The organism is Streptacidiphilus albus JL83, from assembly GCF_000744705.1.
In the GTDB taxonomy this organism is placed as follows: domain Bacteria; phylum Actinomycetota; class Actinomycetes; order Streptomycetales; family Streptomycetaceae; genus Streptacidiphilus; species Streptacidiphilus albus.
Map to the genome: position 1 here is coordinate 4,756,579 of NZ_JQML01000001.1, position 22,463 is coordinate 4,779,041.

The 22,463-nt window shown below is 67.6% G+C and carries 24 protein-coding genes, 1 tRNA gene and 1 pseudogene; 11 read left to right on the plus strand and 15 right to left on the minus strand.

Annotated elements, in window-relative coordinates; genetic code table 11:
• Positions 1-99: 99 nt before the first annotated feature.
• On the plus strand, positions 100-1,143 hold the full coding sequence (locus BS75_RS46780) for a Yip1 family protein (RefSeq protein WP_152646228.1): 1,044 nt from the start codon (positions 100-102) through the stop codon (positions 1,141-1,143).
• 78 nt (positions 1,144-1,221) lie between these two features.
• The gene (locus tag BS75_RS20645) at positions 1,222-2,103 is read left to right on the plus strand and encodes an alanyl-tRNA editing protein (RefSeq protein ID WP_034089317.1); all 882 of its coding nucleotides are present in this window, start codon (positions 1,222-1,224) and stop codon (positions 2,101-2,103) included.
• A gap of 21 nt (positions 2,104-2,124) precedes the next feature.
• Here the strand turns inward: BS75_RS20645 and dcd are convergent, their stop codons facing one another.
• Together dcd and BS75_RS20655 are read right to left on the minus strand one after the other, a co-directional pair.
• Positions 2,125-2,700, minus strand: a complete 576-nt coding sequence (gene dcd / locus BS75_RS20650; RefSeq protein ID WP_034089318.1) for a dCTP deaminase — start codon at positions 2,698-2,700, stop codon at positions 2,125-2,127.
• Positions 2,701-2,771: 71 nt separating this feature from the next.
• Positions 2,772-2,990 (minus strand): hypothetical protein, encoded by a 219-nt coding sequence (locus BS75_RS20655; protein WP_034089319.1) that lies wholly within the window; start codon positions 2,988-2,990, stop codon positions 2,772-2,774.
• A 322-nt stretch (positions 2,991-3,312) separates the two neighbouring features.
• On the opposite strand from BS75_RS20655, the gene BS75_RS20660 reads away from it, so the two are divergent.
• A tRNA-Gly gene (locus BS75_RS20660) sits at positions 3,313-3,386 on the plus strand.
• A 317-nt stretch (positions 3,387-3,703) separates the two neighbouring features.
• Positions 3,704-4,834 carry an SMI1/KNR4 family protein gene (locus BS75_RS44560; RefSeq protein ID WP_052069567.1) on the plus strand — a complete coding sequence of 377 codons (1,131 nt, stop codon included), beginning with the start codon at positions 3,704-3,706 and terminating at the stop codon, positions 4,832-4,834.
• A gap of 94 nt (positions 4,835-4,928) precedes the next feature.
• Here the strand turns inward: BS75_RS44560 and BS75_RS20670 are convergent, their stop codons facing one another.
• Positions 4,929-6,332: a hypothetical protein gene (locus BS75_RS20670; protein ID WP_034089320.1), complete on the minus strand. Its 1,404-nt coding sequence runs from the start codon at positions 6,330-6,332 to the stop codon at positions 4,929-4,931.
• Between the two features lie 23 nt (positions 6,333-6,355).
• On the opposite strand from BS75_RS20670, the gene BS75_RS20675 reads away from it, so the two are divergent.
• Both BS75_RS20675 and BS75_RS20680 read left to right on the plus strand, forming a co-directional pair.
• On the plus strand, positions 6,356-6,604 hold the full coding sequence (locus BS75_RS20675) for a hypothetical protein (RefSeq protein WP_197091954.1): 249 nt from the start codon (positions 6,356-6,358) through the stop codon (positions 6,602-6,604).
• 38 nt (positions 6,605-6,642) lie between these two features.
• Positions 6,643-7,185: a hypothetical protein gene (locus BS75_RS20680; protein WP_152646230.1), complete on the plus strand. Its 543-nt coding sequence runs from the start codon at positions 6,643-6,645 to the stop codon at positions 7,183-7,185.
• 12 nt (positions 7,186-7,197) lie between these two features.
• Here BS75_RS20680 and BS75_RS20685 read toward each other — a convergent pair whose 3' ends face one another.
• The 7 genes from BS75_RS20685 to BS75_RS51540 form a co-directional block, all read right to left on the minus strand.
• Positions 7,198-7,662 (minus strand): hypothetical protein, encoded by a 465-nt coding sequence (locus BS75_RS20685; RefSeq protein WP_034089323.1) that lies wholly within the window; start codon positions 7,660-7,662, stop codon positions 7,198-7,200.
• Between the two features lie 162 nt (positions 7,663-7,824).
• The gene (locus BS75_RS44565) at positions 7,825-8,733 is read right to left on the minus strand and encodes a hypothetical protein (RefSeq protein ID WP_052069568.1); all 909 of its coding nucleotides are present in this window, start codon (positions 8,731-8,733) and stop codon (positions 7,825-7,827) included.
• A 264-nt stretch (positions 8,734-8,997) separates the two neighbouring features.
• Positions 8,998-10,032: a hypothetical protein gene (locus tag BS75_RS48385; protein ID WP_152646231.1), complete on the minus strand. Its 1,035-nt coding sequence runs from the start codon at positions 10,030-10,032 to the stop codon at positions 8,998-9,000.
• 196 nt (positions 10,033-10,228) lie between these two features.
• Positions 10,229-10,723, minus strand: a complete 495-nt coding sequence (locus tag BS75_RS20695) for a DUF4365 domain-containing protein (RefSeq protein ID WP_063771597.1) — start codon at positions 10,721-10,723, stop codon at positions 10,229-10,231.
• 249 nt (positions 10,724-10,972) lie between these two features.
• Positions 10,973-11,800: a DUF6928 family protein gene (locus BS75_RS20700; protein ID WP_231607844.1), complete on the minus strand. Its 828-nt coding sequence runs from the start codon at positions 11,798-11,800 to the stop codon at positions 10,973-10,975.
• Positions 11,801-12,362: 562 nt separating this feature from the next.
• Positions 12,363-12,803, minus strand: coding sequence for a hypothetical protein (locus tag BS75_RS44570; protein WP_052069570.1), 441 nt, complete (start codon positions 12,801-12,803; stop codon positions 12,363-12,365).
• A 66-nt stretch (positions 12,804-12,869) separates the two neighbouring features.
• Positions 12,870-13,934 carry a helix-turn-helix transcriptional regulator gene (locus BS75_RS51540; RefSeq protein WP_042440391.1) on the minus strand — a complete coding sequence of 355 codons (1,065 nt, stop codon included), beginning with the start codon at positions 13,932-13,934 and terminating at the stop codon, positions 12,870-12,872.
• 228 nt (positions 13,935-14,162) lie between these two features.
• Here BS75_RS51540 and BS75_RS20715 point away from each other — a divergent pair, with 228 nt between their 5' ends.
• Positions 14,163-14,885, plus strand: coding sequence for a G1 family glutamic endopeptidase (locus BS75_RS20715; RefSeq protein ID WP_034089324.1), 723 nt, complete (start codon positions 14,163-14,165; stop codon positions 14,883-14,885).
• Between the two features lie 314 nt (positions 14,886-15,199).
• Here BS75_RS20715 and BS75_RS20720 read toward each other — a convergent pair whose 3' ends face one another.
• The 3 genes from BS75_RS20720 to BS75_RS20730 form a co-directional block, all read right to left on the minus strand.
• Entirely contained in the window at positions 15,200-15,529 is a 330-nt protein-coding gene (locus tag BS75_RS20720) for a hypothetical protein (RefSeq protein ID WP_034089325.1), read from the minus strand.
• Positions 15,530-15,716: 187 nt separating this feature from the next.
• Positions 15,717-16,247 carry a hypothetical protein gene (locus BS75_RS20725; RefSeq protein WP_034089326.1) on the minus strand — a complete coding sequence of 177 codons (531 nt, stop codon included), beginning with the start codon at positions 16,245-16,247 and terminating at the stop codon, positions 15,717-15,719.
• 331 nt (positions 16,248-16,578) lie between these two features.
• On the minus strand, positions 16,579-16,854 hold the full coding sequence (locus tag BS75_RS20730) for a carbamoyltransferase N-terminal domain-containing protein (RefSeq protein WP_034089327.1): 276 nt from the start codon (positions 16,852-16,854) through the stop codon (positions 16,579-16,581).
• 21 nt (positions 16,855-16,875) lie between these two features.
• Here BS75_RS20730 and BS75_RS20735 point away from each other — a divergent pair.
• Positions 16,876-17,184: pseudogene (locus tag BS75_RS20735) on the plus strand (winged helix-turn-helix domain-containing protein); the annotation flags it as partial.
• Between the two features lie 284 nt (positions 17,185-17,468).
• Here BS75_RS20735 and BS75_RS20740 read toward each other — a convergent pair.
• Positions 17,469-19,823 carry an ATP-binding protein gene (locus tag BS75_RS20740; protein WP_052069571.1) on the minus strand — a complete coding sequence of 785 codons (2,355 nt, stop codon included), beginning with the start codon at positions 19,821-19,823 and terminating at the stop codon, positions 17,469-17,471.
• Between the two features lie 229 nt (positions 19,824-20,052).
• Here BS75_RS20740 and BS75_RS20745 point away from each other — a divergent pair, with 229 nt between their 5' ends.
• The 3 genes from BS75_RS20745 to BS75_RS20755 all read left to right on the plus strand — a co-directional run bounded on the left by BS75_RS20745 (position 20,053) and on the right by BS75_RS20755 (position 22,106).
• Positions 20,053-20,658, plus strand: a complete 606-nt coding sequence (locus BS75_RS20745) for a hypothetical protein (protein WP_034089329.1) — start codon at positions 20,053-20,055, stop codon at positions 20,656-20,658.
• 231 nt (positions 20,659-20,889) lie between these two features.
• A complete protein-coding gene (locus BS75_RS20750; RefSeq protein WP_034089330.1) occupies positions 20,890-21,468 on the plus strand; it encodes an RNA polymerase sigma factor in 579 nt (192 codons plus the stop codon).
• Positions 21,465-22,106, plus strand: coding sequence for a hypothetical protein (locus BS75_RS20755; protein ID WP_034089331.1), 642 nt, complete (start codon positions 21,465-21,467; stop codon positions 22,104-22,106). The genes BS75_RS20750 and BS75_RS20755 overlap by 4 nt, the downstream gene beginning before the upstream one ends.
• Positions 22,107-22,174: 68 nt before the next feature.
• Here the strand turns inward: BS75_RS20755 and BS75_RS20760 are convergent, their stop codons facing one another.
• A complete protein-coding gene (locus tag BS75_RS20760; protein ID WP_034089332.1) occupies positions 22,175-22,408 on the minus strand; it encodes a hypothetical protein in 234 nt (77 codons plus the stop codon).
• Between the last annotated feature and the right edge of the window lie 55 nt (positions 22,409-22,463).

The following is a 22,463-nucleotide window of genomic DNA, read 5'->3' on the forward strand; positions in this document are numbered from 1 at the left end:
ACGGAGGAGATGTCACAGCGGTACCACGAGGTCGGTACAGAGGTGCCACAAACCGTGGGGCCGATGACCGGGCACGACGGCAGCGGGTACCGTCGGTCCGTGGGCAGCTACAGGTTCGGAGTCGGTCGTCGGCAGTCGTCCCGTCCCAACGGCGCGGCTGCCAGGGGTGTGGGCAGACCCGGAACGGGTGCGAGTGCGGGTGCGGCCACGCCGCGAACCGGTGCACCCGGACCCGATCTGGCGACCGCTGACCTGCCGCGAACCGATCCGACACGGCCCGGTCCGGCACGGCCCGATGCCGCGCGGACCGATGCCGCGGCGGCGGGCCGGATCGCGGCCGGGGCGCCCCGTACCGCTCCGGCCTACGACACCTCCGCCCCTGGGCACACCAAGGCCTTCGACACCCGCGACCTGGCCGACTATCCGGCAGGGTCGGAGCGCCCCGGTGGCGGCCCGCGCCCGGGCCCGGGCGCGGGTCCACGGCCTGCACGCCCCCCGCGAGCCGCAGGAGCCCCTGGAGCCCCCGGAGCCGCGCAGGACTCGGAGCGCGAGGCCGCGACCGTCTACCGGGCCGGGCAGCCGCACCCCGGGGTGAACGGCGCCCGGCTGCGCTGGAGGCCGCTGCTCGCCGGGATCTACCGCCGCCCCGCCCGGACCTTCACGCAGATGCGCGGCCACCAGGTGTGGGGGCCGGCGCTGACGGTCTCGGGGCTGTACGGCGTGCTGGCGGTCATGGGCTTCGGCACCACCCGCAGCGAGGTCCTGGGCACATCCTTCAGCCTCGCCGTGTTCTTCGTCCTCTCCAGCGCCGTCGGCATCGTCATCGCCGGGCTGATGTTCGGCGCCGTCACCCACGTGCTGGCCCGCCGGTTGGGCGGGGACGGGGCCTGGATGCCGACCATCGGCCTCGCCATGCTGGTCATGTGGACGACGGACGTGCCCCGGCTGCTGATGTCCTTCTTCCTCTCCGGGGGCAACCTCCTCCTCCAGATCGTCGGCTGGGTGACCTGGCTGCTGTGCGCGGTCCTGCTGACGTCCATGGTCCGTCAGGTGCACGACCTGCCCTGGGGCAAGGCCCTGGCCGCGGCCGGCGTCCAGTTGATCGCGCTGCTGCTCATCATCAAGCTGCCGACCCTCGGCTGACCCCGGGCCGGCCGCCCCACCCGGCACATGCGCGAGGATGGTGACATCCGTCCCCCCGCACGCCAGGAGCACCCCGCCATGTCCCTTCCCCGCACGTCGACCCAGGTGAGCTTCCCCTCCGGGTCGGTCCAGGACCGGTCCACCGTCCTCGCCGTCCTCGACCTGCCGGAGGGACGGACCGGGATCATCACCGGGAGCACCCCGTTCCATCCGCTGGACCACACCTGGCCGGACCAGCCCTCCGACACCGGGACCCTGGTCGTCGACGGAGTCGACCTGGCGGTGGTGGACTGCGTCACCGGCGGCGTCGGCCCGGAGGGAGTCCTCTCCCTGGGCGCGGAGATCCCCGTCCGCCGCGGTGAGGAGGGCTGGGCCTGGCTCGTGGTCCACGTCGTCGAGGCGGCCGAGGCCACCGGGGTCACCGTCGGCGCCGCCGCCGAGCTGCGGGTGGACGCAGAGCGCCGGGCCGCGCTCTCCGCCGCGCACACCGGCTGCCACCTGCTCGCCCTGGCCCTGAACGCCGCGCTCGCGCCCCGCTGGCGGAAGGACCCGGGCCGCCGCGACGCCCTCGGGCACCCGGACTTCGACAGCCTCGCGATGGAGTCCTCGCGGATGGACACGACGGCCAGCACCGACGTCTACCGCATCGGCAAGTCCCTGCGGAAGAAGGGCTTCACCGCCGACGACCTGGCCGCCGACCTGCCGACGATCACGGCTGCCGTGAACGAGCAGCTCGCGGCCTGGGTGGCCGCCGACGCACCGGTGCGGATCGAGGCGCCCGGCCCCGAGCTGACCGCGCGCCGCCGCTGGTGCTGCGACCTGCCGGAGGGCTCCGCGTCGATCTTCTGCGGCGGCACCCACCTGCACCACCTGGGCGAGCTGACGGCCCTCCGCACCGAGCTGCGGCTGAGCGAGGACGGCACCGGACTGACCGCCGTCACCGCCCCCGAACGGCGCTGACCGACCTCCGTCGGTCCTCGGTCAGATCTTGGTCCGGTGGAAGTTCATGAACGAGCGGGAGGCCGTCGGACCACGCTGGCCGAAGTAGCGGGAGCCGTACTCGGCCGAGCCGTAGGGGTGCTCGGCCGGCGAGGACAGCCGGAACATGCACAGTTGGCCGATCTTCATACCCGGGTAGAGCTTGATGGGCAGCGTGGCGACGTTGGAGAGCTCCAGCGTCACATGCCCGCTGAAGCCCGGGTCGATGAAGCCGGCGGTGGAGTGGGTCAGCAGACCCAGCCGCCCGAGCGAGCTCTTGCCCTCCAGCCGCGAGGCGACGTCGTCCGGCAGCGTGATGACCTCGTAGGTCGACGCCAGCGCGAACTCGCCCGGGTGCAGGATGAAGGGGTCCTCGCCCTCGGGCTCGACCAGCCGGGTCAGGTCCGGCTGCTCGACCGAGGGGTCGATGTGGGGGTACTTGTGGTTCTCGAACACCCGGAAATAGCGGTCGAGCCGTACGTCGATACTTGACGGCTGGATCATCTTCGGGTCGTACGGGTCGATGACCACACGACCGGATTCGATCTCGGCCCGGATGTCCTTGTCTGAGAGCAGCACTCCACGAGGTTACGTGCACGGGTGGGCCCCCGCCCAATCAGCGGAGGCCCACCGCGGCTGCCGGGGTCGTCCTAGGCCAGGAACTCGACAGCCTCGCGCCGCAGCGCCTGCTCGATCTGCTCCCCGGTGAGGGTGGCCAAGTCGGCGGGGACGGAACTGCGCAGTCGCGCGCACCGGGGACAGCGGATGAGCCGACCGGGGCCGATACGCCCGGCCCCGAGATTCTGCAGCGGGAACGTGGCAGTGCTGAACAGGTGCCCCTCGGCACAACGGACGACAGTGCGCTCCATTGTTTCCTTTCCCCATCAGGTGGCATGCCGACGACCGGCTCGGCTCCGCACCTCGCCGTGTGGCATCGCATCACGCCGCATCGGACTTCGCGGCGGCATCACATTAGGGGATGATCCGGACGCCCCGCCCCGAGGCTCGCCGTCCGCCGCACTCCGCGAAACCCGCCCGCCACAGTACGCCCGCCCGCCCCGCCGGCACCACCACCAGTCGGCCCCCGACACCCCTCGCCGCCGCCCCCGCACCACGCCTCCGGGGTCGCTGCGAAGCCCGGCAACCATGGGGTAGAGTGAGAGCAGTCGGCCGTACCTGACGGTGGATCACGCGGGTGTAGTTTAATGGTAGAACATGAGCTTCCCAAGCTCAGAGCGCGAGTTCGATTCTCGTCACCCGCTCCAACAGAAAGCCCCAGGCCAATGGCGTGGGGCTTCTTTATTGTCCAGACCATTCGGGTCCCGTCGTGCCAGATTCGTGCCAGAACGATGCTAACGGCCGGTCAGATTTCTCCATTCGAAGTCACTTTCCGCATGACAACGGGGCATGCGTCGCCTGGCGTCTCACATTACAAGACGCATTTTCTGTGATCTGCGTCACTTGAATAGCCGCTACCGTCCAACCTCGGCTGGCTCACCAGTTTGGTGGAAGCCGACAAGGCGGCGCTCGCGACCGGGCACCGGCCAGGGGCCAGCCGAGGGGCCGCAGCTAAGCTCCGGCTGTGACCGCCACGCAGCCGGAACCCCTGACCCCTGAAGCGGCGACCGCCTTGCTCGCCGCCTTGCCGACGGAGGTCGGTCCCGGTCTGAGCGAGGCCGAGTTGGAGGCGGTCGAGAGCAGGTACGGATTCGCCTTCGCGGACGACCACCGGGCCTTCCTCAAGGCCGGGTTGCCACTGGGCCGGCCATGGCCGGACTGGCGCGACGGCGATCCGCACGAGCTTCGCGGCCGCCTCGACGCTCCCGCCGAGGGCGTGCTCTTCGATGTCGAGCACGGATTCTGGTACCCGGGCTGGGGCGAACGCCCGGATGACCGCCAGGCTGCCCTGGACTTCGCCCGGGAGCGCCTGCTCGACGTCCCACAGCTGGTGCCCGTGTACGCACACCGCTACCTGCCAGCCGGGCGCGGGCAAAGTGGTCATCCGGTGCTTTCGGTCATGCAGACCGACATCATCTACTACGGCAACCACCTCGCCGATTACCTCCGCAACGAGTTCGGCGGGTCCCCGAGCGATCTCAGCCGCACCCGCGCGAACGTGCCCTTCTGGTCCTACTTCCTCGGCGGCAACGCGACACCGAGGGAGGCCGTCGTCACCACCCCCCACGATCCCTACGCCATCAGCGCGGACGAGGCCGTCGACCACCTACGCATGCTCGCCATCGAGCAGCGCTTGGGCCGCATCGTCGGCGCCGACCAGCTCATCCAAGCCGCTCTGGTCGCCCTCACCCTCACCCTGGATGTCGACACCCCCGCTCTGCGGGTCTTGGCCGGACTGACCCGCAGCGAGGAGCCGCTGGCCCAGGATCTCTTCGTTCAGGTCATCGATGAACTCGACCTCGCACCGGTCATTCCCGAAACGCAGCCAGCTGCCCGCTGGGCCCTGGTGCACTGGTGGCTCCAGCTGATCGCCAACGGCAACCTGAACCCCGTCGAAGGCGGCAGCCTCATCTGGTACGAGGGCTGGGACCACCTCGGCCGCCCGGCAGCGCTGCGCCCGATCATCGGCTGGAAGAGCGAGTACGACGACTGGACACCGGACTACCCCTTGCCCCGCGACACTTACAAGGACCGGATCATCGACGAGGCCCGCGCCCTCCTGAATGGGCCGTGGCCACCCGTTCGGCGGCTCTGATCCATAGGCCGCCAACGCATGATCGAGGCAAAGCGCGAGGCCGATCAGCGCAGCAACGGCAAGGCAAGTACCGCACATTCGCTAGAGCCCTGGCTCACGCAGTCGGCCGGGCCGCTCGGGGGTCAGCGGGTGCCCCGGTCGCCCGCCGCGGGAGAGCGGTGAGGGCTTCTTCGGCGCGGTGACGCTGGAGCCACTTGCGTGCGGCCTCGTGGCCGAAGCCGTTGGCCACAAGCACCTCCATGGCGGCCTTCCGTAGTTCCCGCTCGCGATCGAGTTGATTGAGGTGGGAACGCATGCGCGCGACTACCTCATCGTGGTCGTAGTCGTAGCGGCCACTGACCTTCTGCGCGAAGAGCGGCAGCAGCTTGTAGTACCTGCGCTCACTGATCCCGACCTGTGTCCAGGGGTAGCGGTCTGGCGTCTCGCGCTTCCGGTGCTGCATCACCGCGATGCTCGCCTTGCGCCGTACGTACCGGCGGGTCGCCTCGGCGCCCTGGGCCGGGTTGAAACCCGGCCGGACCAGTCCTTCCAACAGCGTCGCGGCAGCGGACTGCCGACTGGGGGCGTGTGTGCCGCGCTCAATGCGCTCGACGGCCTGCGGATATGCCGCAGCGACGGCGTTCGCCAACGCAGGCTCGTCGCCCGCGATGTAGCCGTGCCAGTAGGCCTTGAGGACGAACTGGCAGGCGATCTCCTCCGGAGTCGAGACGGGGTCGAGCGTGATCGTCGGGATGCCGTGGCCATGGATCGCGGAGGCGATCCGGCTCCACGGCCGGTCCTTCGGCACCTTGACCTTCTCGGTCCACAATCGCGCGGTGAAGACCCATCGGACCGGCTGGTGCGTTATCGGAGCCATGATCAGGACAGGTTCGACGGCCAGCAGCGGAATCGGGGAGTCGGCCGAATCATCCAGCAACTCTGCCATCCGACCTTCGTCTTCAGCATTCTCCCGGACCAGGCGGCGAGTGATCTGGATCAGCCAGCCGTCGAAGGTGGTTGCGCCGATTGGGATATTCAGCCGCACAGCAGGGTCCATCGCCCGGCGCAGCAGTTCGGTGTACGCCCCAGCAGGCATGCCTCCGAGCTGGAGCCGGATGAACTCCCTCGACATTCTGCCCTCCCGGTAAACCTGGGCCACTCTGCGACCCGCCTCCCACAAGGCGTCGGCTTCACGTGCAGCCCGCGGAACCAGGTCCACATCTTGGAAGGCGGCCAACTGCAGGACAGCTGCGTGAGTCGGGTCGACTGGGTCCGGGATCGCCCAGGGCCCCTCCATCGGCGCGGTCGCGCCGATCAGCAGGTCCGGCACATCCGCGAAGGGCAGTCCGTTGGGCTCGAAGATCGAGCGCCTCTGCTGGACAGGGTTGAAGGTACGCCCGGCCAGCACGTCGATCTCGTGTCCGGCGCGGGAGAGCAGATCCGCCAGCACCTCGCGGTCGACAGTGCCGCCGAACTGCCGGTCCATCTCGTCGAGCAGAATGTCCGACCAATGTCCCATCTGGGCAGTATACGGGGGTGAAAGTGCACCTCGAAGAGCTGAAGGCGCCGCCGGGCGGCATGGGATCGGGAGACGGTTCGATGGGCAAGAACGACAAGAAGGAGCCGCGCAAGCGGCACCGGCCGGAACTGAGTATCCGCACCGGCGGAGTCCGGCTTGAACTCGACCGCCTACCCCGGTTCCCGAAGCGGCTGGGATGGATCCTCGGATTGCTGATCCCCGGCGTGATCGCCGCCGCGAAGCTGATCTTTCACCTGCACCTGACAGGCTGACCGCTCGTGTTGGCCGATGTGAGTCCTATGCTGCGTGGGTGAACGATCAAGATGTGGGCTGGGATCCACTGATGGCCCTTCCCGACGGTGAGCCAGAGCGGTCTTTCGGCGGCCGTTGGGAGCAGCGCCTGTGGCAGAACGTCCCCGGCCCCTTCTACACCGGCATGTCCGATAACTGCTGGACCGGTCGACTGCACGCGCCCCGCCATGTGCTCTACGGCGGCGAGTACCTCGGTGAATACGTCTACCGCCAGCCAACTGCACCCGCCGACGTCCTGGCCTTGCTGACGGCCGCACAGGAAGATCCGTTCGCCGGTTACGCCTGCGATGGGGACGGTTGGTGGACTCCCGGTGCCGTTCGCGGCTGGTGGCAGGAGCGGAGACGGGTCACGGACTATCTGGCGACGCTGCTGCCAGCATGGTCGTCCAGCACGAGGCCCGAGGAACAGGAGGCTGCTGAGGGGCTGCGTGACTACGCCGCGTACATCGCGGGTGAGCTGGCCGGCGACCTTCGCAGGTACCTGTTCCGTCTTGAGGAGGGGCATTACCCGGGAGCCTCCGCGAGGCTGCCTGACATCTGACCACAGCGAGCGTCAGATGTGTGCCCGTACCTGGCGGACGGAGTGTCCCAGGGCCTCGGCGAGAGCGGTCAGTTCCTCGTCCGTGAACCAGATGCGCTCGGGGTTCCATACGGCGATCTCGAAGCGGGCGAAGCCACACGGCCAGTCGTACTCCAGCACGTCCAGCGTGGTCGCGGTGCCACAGCAAGGGACGGTTACGGCGAGGGTCGCGAAACCCTCCTCGTGCGCATCCATGAGACCACCCCACCATTCGGTGTCGATCTCGTTACCGCAGTGCGGGCAGCCGATCCGTTCCAGATTCTGCCCGCAGTCGACGAAGGCCAGCATGTCGTGCCAGGTGACGTCGATGTCCACCTCAACTGCGCCGGGAGCTCCTGGCACCAGGGTTTCCATGAGCGCGGCGGCACGGGCTCCTGCAGCGGGTTCTGGCTGCCAGTTGGGGTCGGTCGGTATGACGGAGGGGACATCGTCGCTCATGGGCTCACACTCTGTCGGTCGGATCGCAGTGATCGTGGTTCGGGTGATTCTCAAACCTGTTTCAACCACGCCATGCTCGGCATGGCGGACTGCTGCTCGGGGACTCAAATCCGGGGGCAACGAAACGGAGGCCAGACGGAAGATCGGTGTCGTGGTGGTCCCTCAGGTCAGGGCTCGGACGAGTCCATCGTGCTGGGTCTCAGTGAGATTGAGGGCGCGGAGCATAGCCATCTCCGGTGATCCAGTCTCGGACGCCAGCCTCGGACCGCTGAGCGGAGACTTCGAGAAGCCCCCAGGTCCGCTGTGGCGTCTGCCGTCCAGCAGGGCTCTCGCCATGATTTGGATGCTGCTGTTCGGTGCCCCAACGGTTTCCAGAGCGGCTTCGACGCGCGTCTGTGCGTCTGCCGGCAGCTCGGCTTGGCACAAGGCAGGTAGCAGAAGCAGCAATCGCTCCGCAGGGTCGTGCGCGCCGTTTGTCGTCAGATCCGGAGAGGCGGTGATGCGCACCAGGTTCTTCCAGGTGAGGCCCGGCCCCGACCAGCTACCGTCGCAGCTGGCCAGCACCTGCGCGCAGTTCCAGTCAGGATGGGTGAGCAGGTAGTCGATTCCGCAGTCGCCGAGCAGATTGCGGTAGACCACGATGGCCGCATGCCCTCCGTCGAACGGGACGCGAAACACGGGCCACGCCTGGTCGTCCATCAGGGTCTCGGACATGGCCTCGGTATCAGCGCCATCGTCACCGAACCACTCGGGCATCGGCCGCGTCGCACCGGAGCTGGACCAGCACATGCCAAGCAGGTGATTGGACCAGATCTCGGCGCGCCCCAGCAGCGCTTCCCCTGGCACCAACGGACCGTAGTCGTATCCCTTGACTAGCACAACAGAACAGTCTGCCAGGCCCGCGCCGCTCAGATTCAGGAGATGTCCCTGGATACGCGACAGTATCTGGAGAGCAGCGACCAGGACGGCTGGAATCTCGCTCGAACCGCTGTGCTGGATCCGGATGGCCCCGTACTCCCGGAAGTCACTGGCCACCGTTTCGGCTGAGTGGATGAAGTAGCCAATATGCACGTCCGACAGGTCTCATCCACCACCCAGTACATCGTGGTCGGATCCGAGGGAATCGGAGTCAGATTCCACGAGGGCGTCGGACAGGCCACCCTTATTGCTCCACAGCTCCGCCTATAGTCTCAGTATCGATCTCAAGCGTTCTGCCATGAATTCGCTTCACAGCGCGCTAATCCGCATTGATTTGCATTCAAGGCCGCCGTGTAAGGGCGACCGAATCTGCGGCATCCGCCCAAGAAGCCAACCGCCGCCAGCCTACAGGGGGACTTACAGGTCATCGATACTTACTTGGCCTTCAATTTCGATCTTGCGGCGCCCCATTTGCTCCGAAGCCTCCACGGCCTCTACTGGACCGAGGATTCGAACGATAATCGCATCATAGATCCAACTGAGATTTCCCTCCTTCTCCAAGCGTCCGGAAACCTGAATGGCAAGCGACTCCTCATGAGCCTGAATCGCCTCATGATATTCATCAGAGTCGGCAAGTCTAATGCGGTATTTTCGAGGCTTCCCCTTGCCCAGAGAGTCCAGTCCAAATACGCCAGGGCTATCTGCTTCCTTCTTGCTTAGGAGATGGACTCGACCGATCACTGAAATAGATTCTGATGTTTCGCTTCGCGCCAGCCGATTTGCTACGGTGTCAAGTACGGGAGCATCACTACCTCTGAATTCATAGCGAACGGGCGTCAGTAGATCTCCGCCGACGACTGAAGTGTCCCATTCGACGGTGACATCGGCCCCGTCGGAGCCTTCTGCGATCCCGAGCAAGGCCTTGGCCATCTCGTATGAGATCCCCTGATCGACTCCTGCATCAAATCCCGAAAGGGATCCGCTTTCTCGGAAATGCTCTAGCGCCTCTACGGTGGCCTCAAGAGCCTTAACCACAGACAGGCTAACCTCTCTGGAGTATGCTCCCGCCACGCCTTGAAGCTCGGGGGATGCCTCGGAAGGCTTGTGCAGCGGCACCGTTGCAGCTGAAGGCGCAAGCGCAGTAACGATGTAGCTTCCCGGTTCCGTCTGGCCCATTAGAACTGAATCCAGGTAGCGATTTGCAAACTGCCCAAAGCGATTACCAAAATGGCGAACAGGAGCCATGTAGGATTTGGCCCCAGCAACAAGGGTTCGCCTTGCGGAGGAGATGAGCCGTTCTCCTTCACGCCATGTAATTAGGCCGCTCGGAGCGGATGACTCCTTTCGGAATTTAAACTCATCGCTTGGGTCTGTAAATAGGCGCGGCGAGATCACGCGAACCCATGTTTCGCGATGCAGAGGAGAACTGATTTGTGCTAGTGCATGCAGCATCAAATCATTGAATTCGGGGGCTTCTCGATCCAGCGGAATTACTAGGGAGCCTAGCCGGCTCGCAATTTCCCCTGGAGGCGAAAATCGATAGTAGATTCCGGAGCGCTTTCCGGACAATGTCCAGCCAACTTCTCGGACTAGGGTAGCGAGGCGCTCAGGGTCAATTCGCCCGGGGCTTACGTCGGGGTACCTGAGATCAGTCATTGATCGGCTCACCTCTCCCGACGCTGTCCATTAGTATATTTAGCGCGCTGCTATCGAATAGGTTCTTTGTAGGAATCCTGATACTGGGCTTCTGTACTCCAGTGGGAACCTGTACACCCTCGAGATTGATCCAGTAGCACGCTTGCTTGACCTCAAGGTGAGAGTGATGCGCTACTGTCCACTGTGCTTGCTGAGGCGGGACAGCCATGACGATTAGGATTGCCTTTACGCCACGCCGTGGCGCAGCGAGACGCTCCATGTACTCACGCTTCTGAAACTGATAGCTGAACGTTTCCCGCGTCGGATCAGGCTGAACCTGCGTGGTGCTCTTCAGTTGAACGTAGAAGCTGGTCTCTTCCCCAGCAGGATCAGGTGAGGGTCTGACCAACATCGCGTCCATGCCAAAGACGTCACGTTCCTGTTTCACATAGAGGCAGGCCGAGGTAGCGGCGACATCCATGATGTAGCCCTCCTGGAGCTGTTCCATGCAAGCCGTGAACGTCGCGTCAGCGACGGGCTCCGTCCTCCGCTGTCTGGCGGCCTGCGTCACCAGCGCTCCCTCTGACCTCAAACCTGGTGAGCTCAGCATAGGACCAGTCACCCTCGCTGGCCCGAAGTCTCTCGAAAGCAACATAACCAGGTGCACTGTCAGGCCGTGTCCGACGAGTCGCCTCGAAGGTGCTGGGCAGTTCTTCGACATAGCGGACGGACAGTCGTCGGGGCCGAGTTGGCCTGGTCACGGCTGCTCGGCGGCCGCACAGAGACCGTCGGACGTCGTGATGGAACCGTCGGGATTGACTCGGAGGAGCCGGGGTGGGGCCATGGCCCGCACAGCGCGTTCGAGGGCAGCTCGCGCCGCTGCTGGGTCTGCGGCCTGGGGATCGGTTATGCGGTAGCCATTCAGCGGGACTGTGCGTGGTTCTACGTCATCGGGATCAGGCCGTCCTTCCAATATGAAGCCGGCCAGCGCGCGCAACGCGTCCTCGCCGAGTTCTAGGGGGTGGAACGGCAGCGGGTACGGCTCCTCGTCCTCCCAGTCCAGTTCGGGTTCTACTGCGTGCTCTCCGGCCCAGTAAGAGGTCTCGAAGGCGTAGGGGACGCCGATGTTCTCGACGATTCCACTGTCGGGGGACAGGCTGAGTGAGCGGGTGAGCTGCCCGTCTTCCCAGACCGCAAAGGTCAGGGCGTCCACGACGCTGTGCATGGCGTGCAGTACCAGCCTCCGACCAGCGCTCGCTTCCACGAGATGCGCGGGCAGCTCGGAGGGCAGGTAGTCCATCCATCGGCGGTCGCAGACGACCTCGACGCCGTCGAAGGCCGCCGCGTAGGAGACCCCGTCGGGCGGGTAACTTCCGTCGCTGAGGTCACTGCCGTCCGCAGTGTGGATCTCCCACCCCGGGTACGTACGCCCGAGTAGCTCGGCCGTCTGACGTACGTCCACAGTCGTAGCCTGCTTAAGCGCCTCAGCCGCCGCACCACGCGAGTAGATCAGCACAGCCGTCTTCGCACCCATGAGCACCGCCCTCCCCGAATGGCTTACGTTCATCTGCACGGACTTCGCCACAAGCTATCCAACCCGACTGACATCGCAGGAGAGCGGCTGCGCACCAGCAGCCCCTGTAGCCCTGTGCACCGCCGGCGCACCGGTAGGAGCAGTACCCACGGGTCAGCAGCGGCCAAGTCCGAGCCGCGCTCAGTGGCCCTCCAGCAAAGCTGGATCACGCTGACCTGCGACGATACCGCCGGAAGCCGGGAGCTTCCCAAGCTCAGAGCGCGAGTTCGATTCTCATCACCCGCTCCATGAAGAAGGCCCAGCCCAGGGACATGATCCCCGGACCGGGCCTCTTTGTTGTTCGAACCCGCGTCGAGGGCCGTGCCCCTTGCCTGCCCTTCGCTACGATCATGGTTTCTGAGGCTGCCCCGCTGTCAGCGCCAGTTGGACCAGCGCAGCCTGGCCCCGCTGCTGGCGCTGGAGCCGTTCATGGGTCGCCTCGCTGCCGAGGAGGTCCAGTTCCGGCGCAGGAGCACTTCGGTCCCGTCGATCGGGCACGCCGGGCGCCGGGTTGAGTGTGTCCGGCCGAATGCCGGACGCACTCGCAGCGGTCACCGACAGGTCGGCGAGTGGATCAGAGCTGGCGTCCGTCCGGCCCAGCGCATGCGTGGACCCAGGAGGAACAGGAGGACGAGGGGGACGAGGGGGTCCAGGTCCCAGCGTCGGTGCGCTGGCGGTCCCAGAGTTTGTCGTCAGTGCCGTAAGCCCCGACGAAGAAGCTCCAGCCGTCGGCGCTCTTCCCCCAGATCTGGATCGGGCTCTGGACAACGCCGCCCAGGGACTGCCATCCGTGGAAACCACCTCCGACCTGGGTCCAGATCGTCCACAGTGCGTGGTCGGTGCCGAGGACGACCCACTGGGTCGTCCCGTTCGGGAGGTGCACTGACGCCATGGCGCCACACACGTAGGGCGCGCCCTGGAACCCACAGGCGGTGTCCGCCTGGGCGGGGGCGGCAGCGGCGAGCCCGCCCACAGCGATGGCGGCGGCGACAATGGCAGCCTTGATCTTGTTCATTTCCGCTTCGGCTGCACCGATCAGGACAAGTTGATCATGACGGAGTGAGCCACACCAGGGAGCCGTTCAGAGCAGGCCGCGGCGGTTGGCCTGGACTCCGGCCTGGAAGCGGTTGTCGGCGCCGAGGCCGCTCATCAGCGCGCTCACCCGTCGTTGCACGGTGCGCGCGGAGACCCCGAGCTGTCTGGCGATCCTCTCGTCGGTCATCCCGGCGGCCAGCAGGGTCAGCAACTCGACCTGGCTGTCCGTGGACTGGGGATCCGGGGCCGGTACCGGCACAGCCCTGGCCCACTGCGCCTCGAAGGTCTGCAGCAGCGCGTCCAGCAGTGGCGAGGGCCGGACCACCAGCGCCCCGGACAGCTCCGTGCCCGGAGCCAGCGGCAGCAGGCCCCAACGGAAGTCCACCAGCGCCAGTTTGAACGGAAGCCCGACCGCCGTCCCGGCCTGCTCCCCGGCCGCCACCAGCGCCCGCACCTCCGCCAGCTTGGCCGGTTGCAGCAGGGTGGCCCGCTCGTACACCGAGCGCACCGGCACACCCCGCGCCAGTACCGCCAACTCCGGTCCGACGATGTCGAGCTGGACGAAGGGCGGCTTTTCCAGGATGGCCACCTGCTCGCGTGCGCCGTCCAGCAGGGCCAGCCACAGCTGCTCGATGTCCTCGCGACCGGTCACCACCTCGACCAGGTCGCCGAGTGAGGGGTCGCGCAGCCCGCGCGAGCGGTGGTAGTCGTCCAACAGCCGGGTGATCCCGACCCGCAGCCCGGCCAGCTCCGCCTCCCGGTCGCGCAGCACGTGCTGGAGCGCGACGTCGGGCGCGGTCGCACTCCAACGGGCCGGGGCCACCTGGGCCCGGTCACCGCTATCGGCTCGGTCACCGCCACCGGGCCCGCCACCGTCGTCGTCGGAGCCTCCGTCGGAACCTTCGCCGGCGCCGGAGTTGGCCGGTCGGTGGGCCAACGCCCGGGAGTCCAGCCCGACCAGGGCCTGCAACACCACGACCGACGGCACTGCCAGGGCGGCGGCCAGCTCGGCCACGGTCGACGGGCCCAGTCGGCACAGCTCCACATAGACGGCCTCCTCGGCGCCGCTCAGCTCGTTCCGGCCGTCGTCGCGGCCTCCCGCTGTGAGCACGCCATCACGCCTTCCCTGGCTGTTCGGAGGCCTTCCCGGAACTGTGCGCCCTTCGCGGCGGCAGATCAAGACGGCATTGACGGAAACACGTCATGTCGGGATTCCGCACCGTACTTTCACTACCGCGCCGGCCCCACGCTGACCAGCATTCCCCTGGGGCCAATGCGCAGCACCCACGGCCGCTGTGCCCCTCCCCACACCCCCACGCGTCCAGCCGAGGAGCACGGCATGCCTTCTTCGATATCCCGAACCTCGTTCCGCACCAAGGCCTTCACCGTCAGCGCCGCCGCCGCGCTGGCCGCCGCGCTGTTCCCGGCCGGCGCCGCCGCAGCGACCGCCGTGCCGTTCGGCTACGCCCCCGTCGGGCCCGCCTCGGTGTACGGCACCCAGTGGGCCAGCAGCAGCCCCTGGGGCGGGTACGTCGCCACCGGCAGCGGCTTCACCAGCATCACCGGCTCCTGGACCGAGCCCTCGGTCACCTGCACCAGCAGCAACAACCTGTTCGCTCCCTGGGTCGGCATCGACGGCTACGGTTCGCAGACCGTGGAGCAGACCGGCGCCCAGGTGTCCTGCGCCTCCGGCAGCCCGGTGTACAGCGCCTGGTACGAGATGTACCCGGCCAGCCCGGTCTACCTGAGCAAGCCGGTGGCCGCCGGGGACAGCTTCACCGGCTCGGTCACCGCGACCGGCGGCAGCAAGTACCTGATCACCCTGACCGACAACACCCAGGGCTGGACCTACTCCACCACCAAGCGGTTGAGCGCGGAGGACGTCAGCGCCGAGGCCATCATCGAGTCGCCGTCGCAGAGCTACCCCAAGTTCACCGCCACCAAGTTCACCGGGATCACCGTCAACGGCAACGTGTTCAGCTCGTACAACCCGATCCCGCTGTCCAGCGGCGGCTACTCGCCGACCGCGCTGAACGGCGGCTCCTTCTCGCTCGTCCCCTGACCGGGTCCCGCACCCGGCACTGACCACCCCCGCAGCGGCGCGCCCGGCTGGAAGTCTCCAGCCGGGCGCGCCGCTGCTACAACTCCGTAGAGCTCCTGGAGACCCGGGAGCTTCAGGCCATGCTCGGGGGAGCCAATATTCCGGCACCGCCGACCGAACAGAAACCTGCCAGACCCTGCGGCGACGGCGCCACGGGGCCGCGCCTGTTCGACTGGGCCGCCATCCGGCTACGCGGGCGCGGCACTACCACCACGGCGACGCAGGACGACCCAACCCTGCATCGGCGGGCCCACCTCAAACCGGGACCGAGCGCGCTACGCCGGGCTTTCCGCCACGTCCTTGACCAGTTGGTAGGCCGCCACGAGGGACAGACCGGGCACCGCTTGCCGCAGCACCTTCACCGCGCTCACACTGTCGGACGCCGCGTCGACGCCCGCACGATCCAGGATGTCCCGCACCCAGCGCCGACGCACCTGAACGTCCGGGAGCCCAACGGTCTGCTCCACGACGGTCAACGCTCGTTGCAAGCCTGCACGTTCATCTGCATCCGCAGTCTCCAGAGCCTGGCGCAGGGCGGCTTCCACGCTCCGGGAGTCGCGAATGACGAAGACCGACTCATCCTGGTCCTTTCCCCACTTGAACACTTCGACATCTCCTTACTTGGCAACAGACTAGGAAGATCCACCCCGCCCAGGGCTCCGGCGACCAACGCGGCACCGCCCTGGACGAAGTCCCTACGACAGCGCCACCGTGGCTGCGGCCGTGCCCCAGGCAACCGCCTGGGGACAGACCAGGAACTGCCGGTGTCGCAGCCACCCAATACGGGAGACCTCAGAAGCAATTCGACTGGATGGCGGAGACGCCCAGGATGTCCAGCGCGGCGTTGCCTGCGGCTTTCTTGAACTCCGCAGCACCTCCTGCCTTGATCAGCAGCTCGATGGCCTTCACCACCCCACCGAGGCCCTTGATCGCCTTGTACGCCTTGGCCGCGGGAATGAAAGCGGCACCGACCGCGGCCACACACTTGGTGTACTTCCAGGCGTTGCCCCAGAAGCTCATCGGACGCATCCCGCGGGTGGCGGCTGCCGGCATCTGGCCGATTTGTGTCAGCGCCTCCTGCTGCACGGCCGTGTCCCCGGGGTACATGGCCTCCACCACCTGCGCGGTGGTGCGGCCGGCAGGCAGAGCCGCGAGACGCTGGTCCAAACCGTCCGCCACGATCTGCGGCACTCCCGCGTCATCCGCGAGCTGGACTGCCGCTGTGTGGTTCGCCGCAGCGCGGGCGTCGGCAGCCTCGGTGGCAGATGCCATCGGAGCGGCGACGCCGAGCGCTACCGCGGCGACCGCGATGGTGGCGGCCATACGTATGCCCTGGCGAATCACTTTACTGTCTCCTTGAACACAGGGCCCGTCAGGGATGAACCGTTCAACGGCCCCGACTCGTAGCCCCGACCCGGACGCGCGTCCCCTTGTTCGTCGCGCGCCGCTGTATCGGTGCACGTCATCCTGCCTACCGCAGGCTCTCGGCGGTACCCCTCTCATCGGCGGTACCTGGACCGCCGATAAGAGGGGTACCGCATAACCGGTTTGCCGGTTGCGGCCTTTCCCGGAAGGTGTAGCGGTGGCGGGAGTTCGCTGGTGGGTCGGGGTTTGGTGCCGCATCAGCAAGCCCGCCTCTGGCGGCTATGCATGGTTAGCGCGCCGTCCCGTACGGCGCGAGCCCCATGACCTTGTACTCGTCACTGTTCACCGCGAAGCCGAGGTACGACGTAACGACGCTGTAGAGGATGCCGAGCGAGTGCGGGAAGTCGACCTCCTCGAAGAGGCTGACCCCTTCGGCGTGCCCGCGCCCGTAGCTGGTCGTGGTCCACTCGCCCACCGCGTCCGCCGTGAAGAGCGCAGCCTCGGCGAAGCCGGACTGGTAGAACGCACTCGCCGCGTGCGCCTCGTGATGCTGGACGCGGGTCACCTCGCCTGAATAACGCGGGATATGGCGCGTGACCTGGGTGTCTCCGAGCGTTCGGTGCGCGGGTGGCGGCAGGTGTGGCGGGCGGGCGGGGCGGAGGCCCTGCGGTCGAAGGGGCCCTTCTCACGCGAGTGGTTGTCCCCTCGGCAGTGGGAGCGGCTGGAAGCGGAGTTGCGGCGGGGTCCGCTGGCGCACGGGTACGCGGACGACCAGCGCTGGACGCTGGTCCGGGTCAAGGCGCTGATCGGCCGGCTGTTCCACGTGTCGTACACGGTGCAGGGCGTGTGGAAGCTGATGCGCCGGCACGGCTGGACCCCGCAGGAACGGGTGCGCACCCCGCGCGAGGCGCTGGGGCGGGGCGCGCAGCCACAGCGTCCGGACTTGGCCGGGAAACTGGCCTCCGCCCGACTCCCACCGGCACAGTGATCAGCACGAGCCCAGTTCAACGGGGGATGGGCTCGAACGGGGGATGACATCGCGCCTTCGGGCGCACGCACCACACGGGACGCAGCGTCCCTGGGCCGCGCAGCCCTGCCAGCGACCGGGCTGCGCGGCCCCACAGGCCGGTTTTCGAGCAGGAGGTGACACGACAGCGCGACCCGAGGAACGCTCCGGCCTCAGCCGTCGGCAGCTGTCGGAGCGGAGGCACCCGCCTCGCTCTTCTCCAGCAGCGCCCGGACCTGGTCGACCCGCGGACTCCCGATGCCAAGCAGCAACTCGTACGCCGCCCGCCAGGACGCCTGGGCCTGCTCCGGCCGTCCCATCGCCTCGAAGGCCTTGCCAAGGCCGATGAGGCCCCGCCCCTGCTGCTCCTCATTGCCGATCTGCTCGGCGACCGACTGCTGCTCCGTGTAGAAGTCGTGCGCGCCTTCCGCCCGGCCCAGCTCCAGGTTCAGATCGCCGAGATTGCTCAGGAGAATGCACTCCGCACGCTGCTCGCCGCCCGCGCGAGCGGCAGTCAGCGCCTGCTCGGTGTAGCGGTACGCCGCCTCCACGTCGCCGAGTCCGTAGTACGCGACACCGAGGTTCACCTGACAGTTCATCACATGTCGTTGATCACCGCCGTTGCACGCGATGCTGCGTTCGAGAACCTCGACCGCCTCGGCCGAGCGGCCCCGCGCGTTGTAGAGCCGGCCGAGCTCCATCAGGGCCCAGCCCTCACCCTGGCTGTCCTGCACCTCGCGGTACAGACGGAGCGCCTCGCTGATCATTTCCTCCTGCTCCCCCTGCTGGGAGAGGTCCGCCAGCGAGGTACTGACGCCGAGCAGATTCCATGCGACCACCGGCCTGTCCCCACGTGCCCGTGCCGCCTCGACCGCGGCACCGTGCGCCACGACGCTGCTCGCCACGTGGAACCGAATGTGCCTGAAATGCGCGAGGACCACCGGAAGCTGCCAGGTGACCTCGTAGATGTCCTTCTCCACCGCCGCACGGTGCACGGCCTCCAGATTCGCGTGTTCCGCGTCGCACCAGGCCAAAGCCGCCGCGTAGGAGTCGAATCCGAGGTGTGCGGCCTCGCCTCCGTCCCCGAGCTCGGGCAGGACCGGGGCCTTCATGGCCTGCGCCGCGCGGTAGGCGCTGTGCAGGAACCACCGGGCGAGACGCTCCAGGGCAGCAGGAGCGTCACCGTCGGCGCTCTCCGCCGCCACCTCGACGGCATACGCCCGCAGCAGGTCGTGGAACTCGTAACGGCCCGGCGTGCTCTGCCGGACCAGGTTCTCGTCCAGGAGCTGATCGAGGCAGTCCTCGGCCGCCGAGGGTGAGATGTCCGCCAGCACTGCCACCATCGCCGCGGTGAAGTCAGGTCCGGGATGTTGGCCGAGGAGCCGGAAGACGCGCTGCAGCGGCTCGGTGAGCTCCCGATAGGACAGGTCGAACACCGGGCGAATCGAGCGTCCTCCGGCGCGGAGCGCGTCAAGACGACCGGCCTCCATCCGGTCAGCCAGCTGTGCAAGGGTCCAGGCCGGCCGAGAACGCAGTCGTGCCGCGGTCAGGGAGAGTGCGAGCGGCAGCCGGTCGCAGTAGTCGATGATCCGAGCGGCGGCCCCGGGTTCGGCGGCGACCCGCTCGTGTCCGACGATCCGGGCGAGCAGGTCGAACGACTCGGCGTCGGTGAAGGTGTCGAGCAGGTAAGGGGTGACACCGTCCAGGCCGGCGAGACTGCGGCGGCTGGTGATCAGGACCAGGCACGTGGGGCTGGCCGGGATGAGGTCACGGACCTGCATCTCGTCGGCGGCGTTGTCCAGCAGAACCAGGGCGTGACGGTCGCGCAGCCGGTCCCGGAACATCACCGCCCGCTCGTCCAGCCCCGCGGGGATCTGCTGCGCGGGCACGGCGAGCTGCCGCAGAAACGCCTCCAGGACGGCGGACGGGTCCGCGGGCGGGAGGTCCGGGTCGAAGCCACGCAAGTTCACGTGCAGCTGCACCTCGGCGAAGTGCCCGCCGCGAACGAGCTCGTGCGCCGCGTGGACGGCGAGCTGGGTCTTGCCGACACCGGCCATGCCCTCGATCGCGGAGACCACCACCGTCTTCGCACCCGTGCTGTCGGCGTCACGCCGGGAGGTCGCAGCCGTGATCAGCCGCGCGAGCTCCTCCTGGCGACCCGTGAAGGTCGCCAGATCCGCCGGGAGCTGACTGAAGACCCCAGCCGGACCACCGGTCTTCGCCTCGGCATGCACGCGCACGCACGCGGCACTCCACCGGCGGACCACGTCCTCGTCCGGACACAGGGCGCGCACCACCGCGACCACGAGGTCCTGGTTGAGCCGACGCCGGCCAGGTTGGAACATGTCCGCAAGCGTCGACTTCGACACCTGTCGCGGCGGCCGCAGCAACGCCCCGACCCGGTGGGCGAGATCCCGCAGCGGCGGAGCACCCATGCTCAACCGCAGCTGCTCCAGCATCCGCACGAACTCGGCCAGATCCGCCGCCCCATCGGGATCAGGAATACCGCTGACCTGCATGCCGACCATGTTCCTCAACACCTTCTTCGCACTTCGCGTTCTCGATCTTTGAGGTCAGCGCAAGACTAACGCCCGCACAATTCCGAGAACCCGGCGCCCGACGCGCCAGACACGAAAGCGCGGCGCAGTGATCTGGTCGTGATCGGTGGGTGGGAAGGGTGAGGTAACACTTTTGGGCGCTGCGACCAAGTACAGGTGTAAGGCACCACACGCTCGGCCTGCCCCAGGGAGCCATCTCATGCGCAATGCAAGCGAGACCACTGAAGCTGCACCGTCCGGCCGTCGCTCCCCGCGCCGCCGCCTCACCTTCACGCTGGGGGCCGTCGCAGCCGCCGTGGCCGTGGCCGTCGCCGTGCCCCTGGCCGGCGGCTCGCACGCCAAGCAGGCCGCCGCCGGGCCGGCTGCCGCGTCGGCTGCGAACGGCACCGCAAGCAGCAGCCTCGACATCGTCACGACCGACTACTCGGTGAAGTCCACCCCGACCGGCACGGTCGCGGTGACCCTGGTCCACCCCCAGGGCATGGCCGCCCTGGACGCGGCTCTGCACAAGGCAGGCATCCCTGCCGCAGTGATGGAGTTCTCGACCTCGTGCCACGCCAAGGTCGACTACGACAACAACATCGACCCCCAGAAGGTGTTCCCCCAGTCCGCCAACGGACGCGTCGCACTGATCCAGCCCAGCGCCATCCCCAAGGGCGAGTTCGTGCTGATCGGCGAGATGATGACACCCGTCGGAGGACTCGTCCCCAGCTCCCTGTCAGTGGTGCACCAGGTACCCACCTGCCTCTCCGCGTCCTACAACGACATCGGCGGAGGCTACGTCGCCCCCGGCACCCAGCCGTAGGTCTCGCTGTGCGACTCGGTGAAGTCCGCCGCCGGTCATCGGACACGAGTCTGTTGGAGGAGTGAGTGCCCGGTCGGGACCATCAGTGGAACCGGCCGGGCCTCCTGCCCGAACCGCATCGCACCTCACCAGGACCGCTCACCGACCGGTGAGCCGTGTAACGCTTTCGGATGCCGCGAACAAGTACGGATGTAAGGCACCACCCGCCCGACCTGCCCCAGGGAGTCATCCGTGCCAGCGGAGCGTCCGTCAGCACCACCCGTGCGCGACCCGGCCGGGTTCGCCGCGTTCTACGAGCAGCAGTTCGACGCGGTGCTCGGCTTCGTCACCCGGCGCGTGGACAGCCCGCACCTGGCGGCCGACCTCACCGCGGACATCTTCGTGGCCGCGCTGGAGAACGTGCACACCTACGACGCCCGACGCGGCTCGCCCGTCGCCTGGCTGTACGGCATATCCCGCAACGTGATCTCCGCGCACTTCCGGGGCAGCGTCCGTGAGCAGCACGTGGTGGCCCGAATCACCGGTCGACGGCTGCTGGACGACGAGGACATCAGCGCCATCGAGCGACAGATCGACGCCGCCCGCGCCGCCCGGCGGCTGGCAACGGCCCACGCCGCACTGTCCGAGCCGCTCCGCGAGGTGCTCGACCTGGTCGCCATGGACGGGTTGACCACCCGCGAGGCCGCACAGGCACTGGGCATCAGCTCGACCGCCGCCCGGGTCCGCCTGCACCGCGCCCGCAAGGCCCTGCAAGCCGCCGGGCAGACTCCCAACAAATCCCGCGAACCCGTTCTGGAGGCCAGCCAGTGAACGCCCCCCTGCACTTCAAGCAGCAGCTCGCGGACGAGCTCCACGCCCGGGCGACCACCCTGGCCGCCCCCACCGGCGCCCGCGCCAAGGTCCGCGCCCCGCGCCGTCGGCTGACCTTCACCCTGGGCGCCGTTGTCGCGGCTGCCGCCGCCGTGGCCGTCGCCGTGCCCCTGGCCGGCGGGACACCGGGCAAGCAGGCATCCGCCAATGCGGCGACCTGGAACGGAAGCAGCCTCGACATCGTCACGACCGACTACTCGGTGAAGTCGACCTCGGACGGCACGGTCGCGGTGACCCTGGTCCACCCCCAGGGCATGGCCGCCCTGGACGCGGCTCTGCACAAGGCAGGCATCCCTGCCGCAGTGATGGAGTTCTCGACCTCGTGCCACGCCAAGGTCGACTACGACAACAACATCGACCCCCAGAAGGTGTTCCCCCAGTCCGCCAACGGACGCGTCGCACTGATCCAGCCCAGCGCCATCCCCAAGGGCGAGTTCGTGCTGATCGGCGAGATGATGACACCCGTCGGAGGACTCGTCCCCAGCTCCCTGTCAGTGGTGCACCAGGTACCCACCTGCCTCTCCGCGTCCTACAACGACATCGGCGGAGGCTACGTCGCCCCCGGCACCCAGCCCTGAGCGCCGATCAGGCCACCGGAACACACGAGCGATCAGGGCGGGCGGCGATGGCGGGGAGCCGCCCGAGCTCAGTGTGCGTGGTGGAAGGCCCCCGATATGCCCAACACGATCATGCCCCAGCCCAATGACGCCCAGGCCATGATGCCCCCGCCGAAGATCTTCGGGAAGAACTCCTCGAACGTCGGTGAAGGTCGCGACGGAGAAACGAGCCGGATCTTCCGCCGGAAGACTGCCAGGCCGAAGGAGAAGATCCCGCCCAGCAAGACGGTTCCGCCCAATAGGACCAAGATCTTCTGTTCCACGTGCTCGCCTCACCTCTGATCAACCGGGTCACAGGCTACCCCGCACCGGTTGCCC

Coding starts and splice junctions, on each gene's coding strand:
- BS75_RS20645 (WP_034089317.1), top strand. CDS start 1,222: ATGTCCCTTCCCCGCACGTCGACCCAGGTGAGCTTCCCCTCCGGGTCG.
- BS75_RS20655 (WP_034089319.1), bottom strand. CDS start 2,990: ATGGAGCGCACTGTCGTCCGTTGTGCCGAGGGGCACCTGTTCAGCACT.
- BS75_RS20670 (WP_034089320.1), bottom strand. CDS start 6,332: ATGGGACATTGGTCGGACATTCTGCTCGACGAGATGGACCGGCAGTTC.
- BS75_RS20685 (WP_034089323.1), bottom strand. CDS start 7,662: ATGAGCGACGATGTCCCCTCCGTCATACCGACCGACCCCAACTGGCAG.
- BS75_RS48385 (WP_152646231.1), bottom strand. CDS start 10,032: ATGCTGCATGCACTAGCACAAATCAGTTCTCCTCTGCATCGCGAAACA.
- BS75_RS20695 (WP_063771597.1), bottom strand. CDS start 10,723: ATGGAACAGCTCCAGGAGGGCTACATCATGGATGTCGCCGCTACCTCG.
- BS75_RS44570 (WP_052069570.1), bottom strand. CDS start 12,803: ATGAACAAGATCAAGGCTGCCATTGTCGCCGCCGCCATCGCTGTGGGC.
- BS75_RS20715 (WP_034089324.1), top strand. CDS start 14,163: ATGCCTTCTTCGATATCCCGAACCTCGTTCCGCACCAAGGCCTTCACC.
- BS75_RS20725 (WP_034089326.1), bottom strand. CDS start 16,247: ATGGCCGCCACCATCGCGGTCGCCGCGGTAGCGCTCGGCGTCGCCGCT.
- BS75_RS20740 (WP_052069571.1), bottom strand. CDS start 19,823: ATGGTCGGCATGCAGGTCAGCGGTATTCCTGATCCCGATGGGGCGGCG.
- BS75_RS20745 (WP_034089329.1), top strand. CDS start 20,053: ATGCGCAATGCAAGCGAGACCACTGAAGCTGCACCGTCCGGCCGTCGC.